This is a genomic window from Gluconobacter sp. Dm-44, assembly GCF_018256175.1.
Classification (GTDB): domain Bacteria; phylum Pseudomonadota; class Alphaproteobacteria; order Acetobacterales; family Acetobacteraceae; genus Gluconobacter; species Gluconobacter cadivus.
In genome coordinates, this window is sequence record NZ_JAERLZ010000001.1 from 299,083 (window position 1) to 313,128 (window position 14,046).

A 14,046-nucleotide genomic window follows, 5' to 3' on the forward strand; every position below is an offset into this window, starting at 1 on the left:
TGACAAATCTGTAGTATAAAATCGCCTCTCGGAGCCTAATGGAGCCACACTCCGGGATCTTCCGCCATTTCATGAAAAAATACCCCCCCCCAGGCATCAATTACTCTGACATCCTTTGAAAATCTGCAGCAGCGAATCGCAGGCCCCGATCTGCTGCGTTCGGTCGCCATCCTCGATGTCCTGATCTGCCATGACGGAAGCCTGTTTCTGGACTGGTGGCACCGCGTGCTTCCGTTCCATCTGGTGATCCTCGGCTTTTATGGCGTGATGCTGTTCTTCGTTCTCAGTGGCTTTCTGATCGGCACGATCATACTGGATCTGCTGGAACGCGGAACCTCCCTCAAAGGCTGGGGAATTTTTCTCGTCCGCCGATGGATGCGCACCCTCCCGGCCTATTATGTCTGGCTGTTCGCACTGCTGATCCCGCTCGCCCGTTTCGGCCCCTACGGCGTGACATGGGATGAAGCCCGACGCGTCCTGCCCTGGTTCCTGACCCTGACGCAAAATCTCGGCTGGCCCATGGTTTCGAACTGGTATGGCGTTACATGGTCGCTTTGCGTGGAAGAATGGTTCTACATCACCTTTCCCGCCCTGCTACTCACGCTTCTTGCCTGCCGGATCAGACCCACTCGGGCTCTCGGACTCACACTTGCGGCTTTCTTCATCGTTCCGGTCTGCTGGCGCCTGTCGCTGCCCACAGACCTCAACTGGGAGGAAGCCATCAGCAAAATCGTGCCCTGCCGCCTTGACTCCATCGCATGGGGCGTCGCCGCCGCGTGCCTGAACCGATATTCGAAAAGCATCCCCCGCCTGTACAGACCACTGGCCATTCTTGGCACAGTGATCGTCCTCACGACATGGCTGGGGGATCTCTTGCCCATCCCGCTCTGGCCGCCACGCTTCAGCGCCATCATTTCATTTGATACTGTAGGCTTCGGTTATGCGCTCTGCATGCCTGCAATGATGCGCCTGCGAACCCTGCCGCCTGTGATCGACCCGGCAGTCCGCAGCCTCAGCACCCATAGTTACGGGCTTTATCTGTGCCATCTCCCGCTGGTGATGATGGCCGGAGACCTTCACATCCGCTACGGCCTCAGCCGCCGAAACGCCGTACTTCTCACGATCCTCACCACGATCGCCGGCGCAATCCTGTCATGGCGCCTCGTGGAGCGCCCCTGCCTGAAACTCCGTCCCAGGCAGGGATAACGTGCTTCAAGCCGAAAGCTGCGACAGGTCTTCCTGAACATACCCGATGATCCGCGCATAATCACGCGGCACGACATGCCAGAACCGCTCCAGCGTCCGCTCCCAGCAATGCAGCAGATCTTCGGCATAGGTGCTGCCCGTCTCCGCCACATGCCGCTCCACCAACGCCCGAAGCTCCTGATCCCAGCGGCTGCCAGCCTGCACACGGCTCCAGATCACCGTATCGGGATTGATCTGCGCCTCGAACCGTCCCTTCACATCCAGCACATAGGCCATGCCACCCGTGAAACCGGCGCCGAAATTGTCGCCTGTCTCTCCAAGGATCACGACCGTGCCGCCGGTCATGTATTCGCAGGCATTCGAGCCGCAGCCCTCGACCACCGCTGTCGCCCCCGAATTCCGGACCGCAAAGCGCTCACCGGCCTGTCCAGCCGCAAACAGCGTGCCTGCCGTCGCGCCGTACAGAACGGTGTTGCCGATGATCGCGCTCTGCTCGGACGCCCACTGCGCGGCCGGTGACTTGCGGACAACGATCGTCGCGCCCGAAAGCCCCTTGCCGACATAGTCGTTGGCATCGCCCTCGACCTCGATCTTGAGCCCCTGCACACCAAACGCGCCCAGCGACTGCCCGGCAGACCCACGAAGCGACAGCGTGAGCTGGCCTTCCGGAAGCTCCTTCATGCCGAATTTGCGCGTGATCAGCCCTGAAACCCGCGTACCGATCGCACGATGGGTGTTCTGCACGGTGTAATGCAGGTGCAGCTTCTCCCGACGTTCGAACAACGCGGTCGCATCCGGGATAATCTGCCCGTCCAACGTCTCCGGCACTTCGTTGCGCCCCTCACGGGTGCAGAACCGCGCATGCTCTCCCGGATCGGCCTGAACCAGCAGGGAATTCAGATCCAGATCATCCAGATAATCCGCACCACGCGACACCTGACGCAGCATATCCGTCCGCCCGATCACCTCTTCAAGCGACCGCACGCCGAGATCTGCAAGAATATGCCGGATGTCTTCCGCAATCAGCGTGAACAGGTTGATGACCTTCTCCGGCGATCCTCCGAACTTCTCGCGCAGCTTCTCGTCCTGCACACACACGCCCACCGGACAGGTATTGGAGTGGCACTGGCGCACCATGATGCAACCCATCGCCACAAGTGCGGCCGTACCAATGCCGAACTCTTCCGCACCCAGCATCGCCGCCATGACAACGTCGCGGCCAGTCTTGATGCCGCCATCCGTCCGCAGCACCAGACGATGACGCAGCCGGTTCAGCATCAGCACCTGATGCGCCTCCGACAACCCCATTTCCCACGGGAGACCCGCATAATGGATCGAAGACTGCGGGCTCGCACCCGTCCCTCCCGAATGACCGGAAATCAGGATCGCATCCGCCTTGGCCTTCGCCACACCGGCCGCAATCGTGCCAATGCCCGTCCGCGCCACCAGTTTGACCGTCACGGTCGCCGTCGGGTTGATCTGCTTGAGATCGTAAATGAGCTGCGCCAGATCCTCGATCGAATAGATGTCGTGATGCGGCGGCGGCGAAATCAGTGTGACCCCCGGCGTCGCATGACGCAGCCGCCCGATCAGCTCCGTGACCTTAAAGCCCGGAAGTTGCCCGCCCTCGCCAGGCTTCGCACCCTGCGCCATCTTGATTTCGATCTCGCGGCAGTCGTTCAGATACTGCGCGGTCACGCCAAAACGCCCGGACGCCACCTGCTTGATGGCCGAAGACGCATTGTCCCCGTTCGGACGCGGCTTTGAGCGTTCCGCATCCTCGCCGCCTTCACCAGAATCGGACTTCGCGCCGATCCGGTTCATGGCAATCGCCAGTGTCTCATGCGCCTCTGGGCTCAGAGCGCCGAGCGAAATTCCCGGTGCCACCAGACGGCGACGGATCTGCGTGATGCTCTCCACCTCATCCACCGGAACCGGCGCATGAAGCGGCTTGAAATCCAGCAGATCCCGCAGCGCCACAGGCGGCATCTGACGCACCGCATCCGCATAACGCCGGTACAGCGTGAAACTGTTCGCCGTCACCGCACTCTGAAGCATGTGCACAAGCTGCCCCGAGAACGCATGCGTCTCACCCTGACGGCGCAGTTTGTAGCGTCCACCGACCGGAAGTGCCTCGACCTTCCGGTTCCACGCGGCCGCATGCGCGCCAAGGATGTTGCGCGCAATGCCCGGCAGACCGATCCCCGAAATCCGCGAGGGCATACCGGGGAAGAACTCCGCTACCAGCGCGCGGGACAGTCCGATCGCCTCGAAATTATACCCGCCACGATAGGCCGAAATGATCGAAATGCCCGACTTGGACATGATCTTGAGCAGACCCTTGTCCACGGCCTTGCGGTACCGCTCCATCGCCTCACGCAGCGACATCTTGCCGAACAGACCACGCCGCAGCCGGTCCGCCACACAATGCTGCGCCAGAGCCGGGTTCACCGTCGTCGCACCCACACCGATCGTGACGGCAATCGCATGAACATCAATCGCCCCGGACGTCCGCACGTTCAGCGACGTGAACGTCCGCAGCGAATTGCGCACCAGATGGATATGCACGGCCGCAGTGGCGAGGATCATCGGAATCGCAACCCGCGTCGCGTCCGTGTTGTCGTCCGTCAGGAACAGATGCGTGCACCCGCCGCGAACATGATCCTCCGCCTGCACGCGGATGGACGCAATAGCAGCCCGCAGACCTTCCTCGCCCTCCTCAGCCGGGAAGGTGCAGTCGATCACGCCCGCGTTCTCGCCGCAGACTTTTCGCAATTCGTCGAACTCACCGATCGTCAGGACCGGGCTCGGCAGCTGCAATAGGTCGCACTGCTCCGGTGCCTGATCGAGAATATTCCCCAGATTGCCCAGCCGCGTGATCAGGCTCATCACCCGCGTTTCACGCAGGGAATCGATCGGCGGATTCGTGACCTGACTGAACCCCTGACGGAAATAATGCGCCAGCCCACGATAAATCTTCGACAGCACCTGAAGCGGCGTATCATCGCCCATGGAGCCCAGAGCCTCAGCCGCCGTCTCCACCATCGGATGCAGGATCGTCTCCAGCTCCTCATGCGTCAGACTGACCGCCATCTGATGCCGCCGCAGCACATCCGGGTCCAGCGCCTCGGGTTCCACAACATCGCGCACGATCGGCTCGATATCACGGATCCGCTTCACCCAGCCCTGAAAATCCTGCCGCGAGGCCAGCATTTCCAGAAGTTCTTCAGACTGGTAGAGCCGCCCTTCCTTCAGATCGAGCGCCAGCGTCTGCCCCGGACCAAGCCGCCCGCGACTTTTAACGCGTGCATCCGGCACCCGGACCATTCCGGTCTCGGACCCCACAATGAGTAGACCGTCCTGCGTGATGCTGTAGCGCAGCGGCCGTAGTCCGGCGCGATCCAGACCCGCCACAACCCAGCGCCCATCTGTCGCACACAAAGCCGCCGGGCCATCCCACGGTTCAATCACGGCATTGCAATACCGGAACAGTGCGCGCGCCGCGTCGGACATTGCCGAGTTCGCACCGCCAGAGGCCGGTACCAGCATCGTCTTCGCCATCGGCGCATCACGCCCGGCGAAGCTCAGCAGTTCGAACACATTGTCCAGAACCGCCGTATCGGAGCCGGCAGCCTGCACCACAGGCTTCAAATCCGCCATGTACGGGTCCAGATCCGGATGGGCGAGCCGCGTTTCGTGCGAGCGCATCCAGTTCGTGTTGCCCGAAATCGTGTTGATCTCGCCGTTATGCGCCACCTTGCGGAACGGCTGGGCGAGTTTCCATGTCGGAAACGTGTTGGTCGAATAGCGCTGATGGTAGATCGCAAACCGCGACACGAACCGCTCATCCAGCAGATCGGGATAAAAATCCGTCAGGTTCTCCGCAAGGAACATGCCCTTGTAGATCACCGAACGGCAGGACATCGAGCACACATACAGATCAACCTGCTGCGCCGTCGCCTGCTTCTCGATCCGCCGACGCAACACATACAGGTCGCGCTCGAACTCGTCCTCGGACCGGCCGAGGCGGTTGCGGATCATGATCTGTTCGATTTCCGGCCGCGTCTGGTTGGCCTTCTCGCCAATGCACGCCGTATCGATCGGCACCTGACGCCAGCCATAGATCCCGTAACCGAAGTTCAGGATCTCCGTCTCAATGATCTGACGGCCCCGCTCCTGCGAGCCTAAATCGGTCTTGGGCAGGAACACCATGCCCACTGCGATGCGACCGTCAATCGTATCGTCGCTGGAACTGTTATGGATCGCCTCGGCAAAGAAATCCTGAGGGATCTCAACATGGATGCCCGCGCCATCGCCGGTCTTGCCATCGGCATCGACCGCACCGCGATGCCAGATATTGCCCAACGCCTCGATGCTCGCCAGCACCACGCTGCGCGACGGCTTGCCATCCAGCGACGCGACCAGACCCACACCGCAGGAATCGCGCTCCTGGGACGGGTCATACAGCCCCTTCAGGCGTTCGACGTTCTCAGCATACTCGCGGATGAAATCGTTATTGTGTGTCATTCCGCGGCCTCCAGAGAACCGGTTACTGTTTCAGTCAGATGATGATGGATCGCATCGGCCGCATCCCGGCCATCCTTGATCGCCCAGACGACAAGGCTCGCTCCGCGCACGATGTCGCCACCGGCGAACACACCCGGAAGGCTCGTCTCAAAACCGCCCGGCGGCACCGTCAGCGTGCCCCAGCGCGTCACGGCCAGCTCGGGGGCCGCGAACTGCCCCGGCAGATCTTCGGGATCAAAGCCAAGAGCCTTGATGACCAGATCGCCCTCGATCACGTCATGCTGTCCCGTGCCTTCAATGGAACGACGCCCCGACGCATCCGGAGACCCAAGCCGCATCTTCAGAACCCGCACGCCCGACACTCCGCCATCGCCCAGAAACGCTTCCGGCGACCCCAGCCACTCGAACTGCGCGCCCTCTTCCTCGGCATTGTAAACTTCCTGCCGCGATCCCGGCATATTCGCCCGGTCCCGACGGTAAACACAGGTCACACGCTCGGCACCCTGACGGATCGACGTGCGCACGCAGTCCATGGCCGTGTCGCCACCGCCAATGACCACGACCCGACGCCCCTTCGCATGAAGCGCAGCATCTTCGCCTGGATCTTCATCGTAACCGCGGCGGTTAGACGCCGTCAGGAAGTCGATCGCATCGACAACACCCTCAAGCCCGGCCCCCGGCACCTTCACATCGCGCGAGCGGTACACGCCCGTTGCAAGAAACACCGCATCATGCCGCGCCCGCAGATCCTCAAGCGCCGTCTCGCCTTCGCCCGAACCCACAGGCGTGGAGAGGTGGAACACGATCCCCTGCTCCTCCAGCAGCGCATGACGGCGCGCCACCACATGTTTTTCCAGCTTGAAGCTCGGAATGCCGTAAGTCAGCAACCCGCCCACACGGTCCTGACGCTCATAGACATGAACCTCATAACCCTGCGCCCGCAACCGCTCCGCACAGGCCAGACCCGCCGGGCCGGAGCCCACGATCCCGACACTGCGCCCAAGCTCCCGGTCCGGAAGCGATGGCTTCACCCAGCCCTGCTCAAACGCATTTTCCGTAATGAAGCGCTCGACAGCGCCGATCGTAACGCTCTCGAAGCCTTTGTTGATGACGCAGTTGCCTTCGCACAGCCGGTCCTGCGGACAGATGCGCCCGCAGATCTCTGGAAACGTATTTGTCGCGGACGACATCTCATACGCTTCCTCAAGCCGGTCTTCCGCTGTCAGCTTCAGCCAGTCGGGAATGTTGTTCCCCAGCGGACAATGCACGGAGCAGAACGGAATCCCGCACTGCGAACACCGCGACGCCTGCTCTTCCGCCCGGCTGCGCGCGAACCCACGATAAATCTCCCCGAAATCCTGACGGCGTTCGGCCGCGTCGCGCTTCTCCGGAAGCACCTGGGGGTGGGTGACGAACTGCAACATCCGTTCGGCCATGCGTCGTGTCTCCTGCAAACATGCGAGTGAGAATGCAGCTATTCCGTCACTTTATTCAATAACAGTCAGTAATGCTGACCTTTCGTGCGAAATGACCCATCTTCTTGTCGTATGAGCCATTTTTCACACAGATTTTTAGGTCCGAAACGGACTAATCACTTTCGGAAACGCCGCCAGCTCTCACAAACACTTCCCCTCAGATAGTCTGGAACGATACTCCGCATCGCCGCAGGCCTGATCCCAAGCGCCTGAAGATCGACCGCTCCCTGCTGCACCACATTGTCCACGCCCATCATCGCCACCTGATCGCGCGTCAGCAAATGTCCCGGCAGCGACTCAAGAACATCGGCCTCCAGTTTCGCCGCCCATCCCGGCACAGACACCAGAATCCGATGACGCCCCGACGCCTCCAGAACGAACGCCATCAAGTCCTTCATGCTCAGAACATCCGGTCCACCTGCTTCGACAGTCAGACCTTCGTGCCCCGGCTCAGTCAGTGTGACGATCGCCCGCGCCACATCACCAACATAGACCGGCTGAAACCGCGTCTTTGGCTCAAACACCGGCAGAACCGGGGAGAGCTTCGCAATCAGCGCGAACATGTTGAAGAAACTGTCCTGCGGCCCGAAAATCACCGAAGGCCGCAACATAACCGCCTCGGGAAAGACCTCCCGCACCATCCTTTCGGCCAGTCCCTTGCTGCGCCCGTAATTCCCCGGCGACGTCAGCGACGCGCCGATGGCCGACATATGCAGGTATTGCCCCACGCCCTCACGCCGCGCCACGAGCGCCGCAAGTCGCGCCCCTTCCACATTGACCCGATGCATCGCCTGCACGTCCGGCGACATGATGGACACCAGATTGATCCCCACATCAGCCCCGGCAAACACACGCTCCAGCGCAGCAGCGTCATTCACGGATGCCTTGATGAACTCCACACGCCCGTCACCCGGAAACCGCGCCAGTCCCTGATCGTCTTCGGGGTTTCGGCTCCCCACCCGCACGACGTGCCCCAAGGCCACGAGCCGTCCGACAAGTTCGCGCCCGACAAAGCCTCCTCCGCCCAGAACCGCCACAACCCTTGGACTGCGGCCTGTTCCCTCTCCACTCGACGTCCCGTCCACGGAAAAATTTCTACGCATTTGCATTTTTCTTTCAGTTGGCTGTTGACGCCCCATACGTGGAGGGGTAAACGCCTCTTCACCGAGCCGGGATGCTTCAGGAAACTGAAAAAACTCCGGTGCTTTCTGAGCCCAGATGGCGGAATTGGTAGACGCGCAGGTTTCAGGTACCTGTGTCCGAAAGGACGTGGAAGTTCGAGTCTTCTTCTGGGCACCACAGACGATCAGGCGATCAATCGCCTCGATCCTCTGGTGATCAAAAAAATTTGGTGACGACAAATGAGTTCGCAAGACGCCATCCATCTTCATGACGGCGATCTGCCGGATGACTTTGATCTTGGCCCTGTCGTTGCCATCGATACCGAGACCATGGGTCTCAATCCCCATCGTGACCGCCTCTGCCTCATCCAGCTCTCAGCCGGCGATGGCGAAGCCCATCTTGTGCAGATCAAACCGGTCTCCATGGGTGGCCGGGGCTATGACTGCCCAAACCTTAAAGCGCTCCTGACAGACGATTCCGTCACCAAGCTGATGCATTACGCACGCTTTGACGTCGCAGTCCTGCAGAACGCCTTCAATATTACGATCCCGTCTGTCATCTGCACCAAAATCGCCGCCCGGCTGGTCTATACCTTCACGGACCGTCACGGTCTGGCCTATCTGTGCCGGGACCTCCTCGGCGTCGAAATCTCCAAGCATCAGCAGAGCTCTGACTGGGGTGCCGAGACCCTCACCCCCGATCAGCTTCGCTATGCCGCATCGGACGTGCTGCATCTTCACGCATTGTGGGATAAGCTCGAAGCCATGCTGATCCGTGAAAACCGACGCGACCTCGCGCAATCCTGCTACGATTTCCTTCCGGCCCGCTGCCGCCTCGACCTGCTGGGCTACGACGAGTCCGACATTTTCTCGCACCGCGCCTGAATTCCGGCCCGACTGATCATGCACCGCCCGTCGCCCGGTTTTTCCCGCACCGCTCTGGAATCGGCCCGCCAGACCGTCTCCATCGAACGCAAAGGGCTGGAAGCGCTCGAACAGGCCCTCTCTGGCCCGCTCGGAGTTGCGTTCAGCGAAGCCGTTGACCGCATCGCAGAAAGTCGCGCGCGTCTGATCGTGACCGGAATCGGGAAATCAGGTCATATCGCCCGCAAAATTCAGGCAACCCTCGCCTCTACGGGCACCCCGTCGCTGTTTCTGCACCCCGCTGAAGCCGCACATGGCGATCTTGGGATGGTAGCGCCCGGCGATCTGATCCTCGCTTTCTCCAATTCGGGCGAAACCGCAGAACTTGCCGCGATTCTGGCCTATGCCACCCGACAGAATCACTGCGTGATCGCTGTGACCGCCGTCGGCACCTCGGCCCTCGCCCGTGCCGCACAGATCCCGCTGGTCCTGCCCACCAGCGCCGAAGCCTGCCCGATGGGGCTGGCGCCAACGACGAGCACTCTGCTGCAACTGGCTCTGGGCGACGCACTCGCCATTGCCTTGCTGGAAAAGCGCGGTTTCACCGCCCGCGATTTCGGCGCTTTTCACCCCGGAGGGCTTCTCGGGGCGCGCCTGCGCCCGATCAGCGACCTCATGCATACCGGCGACGCTCTGCCCCTTGGACAGGGCAGCCTCCCGCTCCGCTCCGTCATTCTCGAGATGACACGCAAGTCATTCGGGTGCATGGGTGTCATTGATGACAATGGTGAACTTCAGGGCCTCATCACAGACGCCGATCTGCGCCGCGCCCTCTCCGGCGACCTCGACGCGACCACGGCCGCGGACGTCATGAATCCCGCCCCCATCACTGCACGTGCCGACACGCTGGCGCAGGACGTGTTGCATCTTATGAACCAGCGCGAGCGCCCCATCACGAGCATATTCATCGTGGACGCAGGACGCCGCCCTGCGGGAATCGTCCATATTCACGACCTCCTGCGAAGCGGCCTGTCATGAGCGACCCCACGCCTGATAACGGCGAACACCGCATCCGCCGGGAAGATTTCGACCCGAACCGGACAGAGAGCCTCGCCCGTCTCGACAACCTGCGCCGCGCCGCCTTCCAGCGGATCCGCCAAGCCCCCAACGCTCAGGAACTCGCCCGACGCCGCTCGCTTCTGGGATTCGCTAAATGGGCACTCCCGGGGCTCGCTCTCGTCCTCCTCAGTTCCATCGCGGCCTGGCCCGAGATCTCCCATCTCATGAACCAGAACCGCGCCGCCCTGAAGGAAATGGCCCGCCTGCGCGTGGAAAGCGGCAACATGGAACAGGCCACCTATCGCGGCCTCGACGCCCACGACCATCTTTACATGATCACGGCCCGCACCACCCACCAGCAGGGCCCGGATCGCGTGGACCTGGTAGAGCCGGTTGCCGACATCCAGCTTTCGGGCAATTCCTGGGCACATATCAAGGCTGATCGCGGCGTCTATATGCAGCACGAACAGACGCTCGATCTTGACGACAACGTCGTGCTCTACCGCGACGATGGTTTTCTCCTGAATGGCCCCTCCGCCGATCTGGACCTCAAGGCGGACGTCATCGCCTCGCGGGACTGGGTCCATGCGGAAGGTCCGTTCGGCACGCAGGATGCCCAAGGCTATTTTCTGGACCAGCATGCGGGTATCATGCAGTTTACGGGCCCCGGACTGACGGTCCGCAACGATGACAACGGCCCTCCGAGTGCGGCGGCCCGCCTGCACCTGCAAGGACTGAAGACAGAGAAATGACCCGCCGTTCCGCAGCCTTCCTTCCCTTCCTGATCGCCCTTCCTCTGGCTCTTCCCTCCGCTCCTGCCTATGCGGACGGGCTGGACATGTCCCACGGGGAAGCCGTGCAGCTTTTCTGGAAAAAGGAAGAAGTCTACGACCGCAATGCCCAGACCGTGACACTCACGGGCGGAGCGCGGGCCGTGCGCGGGGATACGACCGTCGATGCGGATACGCTGATCGGATATCTGCGCAAGAAAGTGCCTGCTCCCGGACAGCCCGCTCCTGCGCCGACACCGGCCGACGGCAAAAGCGCCAGCAGCAATGATCCGATGGGCGGTTCGCTTGAACTGTACCGGATCGAGGCGCGCGGCAATGTCCATATCTACAACCAGACCGATCAGGGCTGGGGCGATCATGCGCTGTACGACATGGATCAGGGCGTCATGGTCATGACCGGCAAGCATCTGAAACTGACGACGCCGCAGGACGTTCTGACGGCCCGCGACGTCATGGAATATCACGCCAAGACGCGCATGTCGGTTGGCCGGGGCGATGCGACCGTCACAACCAATGACGGCAAGCAGGTCAAGGCAGATGTGCTCGTCTCATTCAGCAAACCTAACGATGCGCCTGCTCCGGGACAGTCTGCAAAACCGGGACAGGCCGGGGCAGCGGATTCGTCCAATCCGATGAGCGGTGGTTCCTCGAAGCTCGACCGGGCCTATGGCTGGGGGCATGTCGTTCTGCGGACACCGACCCAGACCGCCACGGGCGATCGTGGCGTCTATGTTTTCGATACCCAGATCGCCCGCCTGATCGGCCATGTGCATGTCACGCAGGGGCAGAACCAGAACAATGGCTCGCAGGCCATCGTGAACATGAAGACCGGCATCGCAACCATGTTGCCGGGCACGGATTCCCCTATTCAGGGGCTCGTCGTGCCAAACGAGGCCAACAGCAGCCAGGCACCCAAGTGACAGACAGACATATCCCCTCTCAGCCGCCCGCAACCGGTCTGGTCGCAAGCGGTATCGGCAAATCTTACAAGAAACGCGCCGTCGTCAAAAACGTTTCGCTTCAAGTGCAGCGCGGCGAGGCGGTCGGTCTCCTTGGCCCAAACGGCGCCGGCAAGACGACCAGCTTTTATATGATCGTCGGTCTCGTTCAGCCCGATACCGGCACCATCACGCTGGATGGCGCCGACATCACGCAGCTGCCGATGTATCGCCGCGCGCGCCTCGGTGTTGGCTACCTGCCACAGGAAGCCAGTATTTTCCGTGGCCTGAATGTCGAGCAAAACATCATGGCCGCCCTTGAGGTCGTCGAGCCCGACCCGGAAAAGCGGGACCTGATGCTCAACGGCCTTCTGGCTGAATTCGGTATCACCCATCTGCGCCGCTCCCCTTCGCTGGCCCTGTCCGGTGGTGAGCGCCGTCGACTGGAAATTGCCCGTGCGCTGGCCAGTCAGCCGAACTACATCCTGCTCGACGAACCGCTTGCGGGTATTGATCCGATCGCCGTCGGAGAAATCCGCGATCTCGTCTCTCACCTTAAGGATCGTGGTATCGGCGTGCTGATTACGGACCATAACGTCCGCGAAACGCTCGAAGTTATTGATCGCGCCTATATCATGCATGGCGGTCAGGTGTTGATGGAAGGTACGCCCGAAGCCATCGTTGCGAACGAAGATGTCCGCCGGGTCTATCTCGGAGAGAATTTCTCGCTGTAACATGCCGGGATGCTTGTCCCGGGTCTGATCCAGCGTCAGTCGCAGTCTCTCGTCATGACGCCCCAGCTGCGTCAGGCGATTGCCCTGCTGCAATATACGCAGCTCGACCTCGCCCAGCATCTGCGACAGGTCTGCGAAACCAATCCGCTTCTCATTCTGGAGCCCGGCGACACAGCGCCCGAAGCTGCACCGTCTTCGGAAGAGTTTCACGACGACGACCCGGACCGCTTCACCACGGCCTCTGATCGCCCGGAAGCCGCAGCCCCGCCTCCATCGGCCCGGGACGATCTGATCCTTCAGATTCGCCTCTCTTTTCCTGCGGACGAACAGGATGCGGCACTGCATCTTCTGGACAGTCTGGATGAAAGCGGTCGCCTCCCCGTTTCGGTAGCGGATCTTGCAGGCGACCTTCGCATGGAGGCGACAAGGCTCGAAGCCATCCGTCAAAGTCTCATGCATTTTGAACCTGTCGGGCTTTTCGCCAGATCGCTTGAAGAATGTCTGGCCGCACAACTCCGCGTCCGAAATCGCCTTGATCCCGCGATGCAGGTTTTGCTCGATAATCTTGACCTTCTCGCACGGCGGGACTGGCGCAGGCTGCGCGAGAAATGCGCTCTTGAGCAGGACGATCTGCTGGAGATGCTCGCCGAGATTCAGGCACTCGACCCGCGTCCAGGCCTGACCCTGCCACCGCCCGAGCCCCCCATCGAACCCGATCTAATCGTCCGTCCCAACGGCGCTGGCTTCCGTCTGACTCTCAATACGCGCCTGCTGCCGCAACTTCGGTTTGATGACACGATGCGCGCGCAGCTCGACGGGCGCACGGACGCTGATAAGGCACTCCTTGTCTGTGCGGCAGAGGCCACGGCCCTAATCCGCGCGCTGGACAGCCGCAAGCAGTCCCTGCTCGCGGTTGGTCGCGCCATTGTGCAGCATCAGGCCGATTTCCTGCGCGATGGTCCCAGCGCTCTGCGCCCGCTGACCATGCGCGACATCGCCGAGCGCACGGATCTGCACGAAAGCACCATCAGCCGCATCGTGAGCAGCAAATATATCGACACGCCACAGGGCACCGTCCCGCTCAAGCTATTTTTTTCTACAGCCCTGACGTCCGAAGACGGAACCTCCCAGAGCGCCCATGCGATCCAGCATCGCCTACAGGCGCTCGTCTCGGCGGAAGGGGACAATGTTCTGTCCGATGATGCCCTGACGACCCTTCTGCAAAAAGAAGGCTTCTCCATTCAACGCCGCACCGTTGCGAAATATCGTGAGGGGCTTGGCATTGCGAAGTCCAGCCAGCGCAAGCGACTGCGCCGGACATCTTGAAAAGT

Annotated in this window: 10 protein-coding genes and 1 tRNA gene; 8 read left to right on the plus strand and 3 right to left on the minus strand. The window is 61.4% G+C overall.

The genetic code is table 11. The features are described from left to right. Positions 1-150 precede the first annotated feature (150 nt). Positions 151-1,206, plus strand: coding sequence for an acyltransferase (locus JK213_RS01345; protein WP_228125372.1), 1,056 nt, complete (start codon positions 151-153; stop codon positions 1,204-1,206). Positions 1,207-1,212: 6 nt separating this feature from the next. On the opposite strand, the gene gltB is transcribed toward JK213_RS01345, so the two are convergent. The 3 genes from gltB to JK213_RS01360 form a co-directional block, all read right to left on the minus strand. Next, the gene (gene gltB, locus JK213_RS01350; RefSeq protein ID WP_194261542.1) at positions 1,213-5,733 is read right to left on the minus strand and encodes a glutamate synthase large subunit; all 4,521 of its coding nucleotides are present in this window, start codon (positions 5,731-5,733) and stop codon (positions 1,213-1,215) included. Next, positions 5,730-7,169 carry an NAD(P)-dependent oxidoreductase gene (locus JK213_RS01355; protein WP_194261543.1) on the minus strand — a complete coding sequence of 480 codons (1,440 nt, stop codon included), beginning with the start codon at positions 7,167-7,169 and terminating at the stop codon, positions 5,730-5,732. The genes gltB and JK213_RS01355 overlap by 4 nt, the downstream gene beginning before the upstream one ends. Before the next feature lie 155 nt (positions 7,170-7,324). After that, positions 7,325-8,311 (minus strand): complex I NDUFA9 subunit family protein, encoded by a 987-nt coding sequence (locus tag JK213_RS01360; RefSeq protein WP_194261544.1) that lies wholly within the window; start codon positions 8,309-8,311, stop codon positions 7,325-7,327. Positions 8,312-8,420: 109 nt separating this feature from the next. On the opposite strand from JK213_RS01360, the gene JK213_RS01365 reads away from it, so the two are divergent. The 7 genes from JK213_RS01365 to rpoN all read left to right on the plus strand — a co-directional run bounded on the left by JK213_RS01365 (position 8,421) and on the right by rpoN (position 14,041). Next, positions 8,421-8,507 (plus strand) — tRNA-Leu (locus JK213_RS01365). A 62-nt stretch (positions 8,508-8,569) separates the two neighbouring features. After that, positions 8,570-9,214: a ribonuclease D gene (locus JK213_RS01370; protein WP_194261545.1), complete on the plus strand. Its 645-nt coding sequence runs from the start codon at positions 8,570-8,572 to the stop codon at positions 9,212-9,214. An 18-nt stretch (positions 9,215-9,232) separates the two neighbouring features. Then, a complete protein-coding gene (locus tag JK213_RS01375; protein WP_194261546.1) occupies positions 9,233-10,231 on the plus strand; it encodes an SIS domain-containing protein in 999 nt (332 codons plus the stop codon). Further along, positions 10,228-11,004: an LPS export ABC transporter periplasmic protein LptC gene (gene lptC, locus JK213_RS01380; RefSeq protein ID WP_194254382.1), complete on the plus strand. Its 777-nt coding sequence runs from the start codon at positions 10,228-10,230 to the stop codon at positions 11,002-11,004. The genes JK213_RS01375 and lptC overlap by 4 nt, the downstream gene beginning before the upstream one ends. Further along, complete coding sequence (locus tag JK213_RS01385) at positions 11,001-11,963, plus strand: LptA/OstA family protein (protein ID WP_194261547.1); 963 nt, start codon at positions 11,001-11,003, stop codon at positions 11,961-11,963. The genes lptC and JK213_RS01385 overlap by 4 nt, the downstream gene beginning before the upstream one ends. After that, complete coding sequence (gene lptB / locus JK213_RS01390; protein ID WP_194261548.1) at positions 11,960-12,715, plus strand: LPS export ABC transporter ATP-binding protein; 756 nt, start codon at positions 11,960-11,962, stop codon at positions 12,713-12,715. Before JK213_RS01385 ends, lptB begins: the two co-directional genes overlap by 4 nt. 9 nt (positions 12,716-12,724) lie before the next feature. Further along, the gene (gene rpoN / locus JK213_RS01395) at positions 12,725-14,041 is read left to right on the plus strand and encodes an RNA polymerase factor sigma-54 (RefSeq protein ID WP_194261549.1); all 1,317 of its coding nucleotides are present in this window, start codon (positions 12,725-12,727) and stop codon (positions 14,039-14,041) included. Positions 14,042-14,046: the final 5 nt, after the last annotated feature.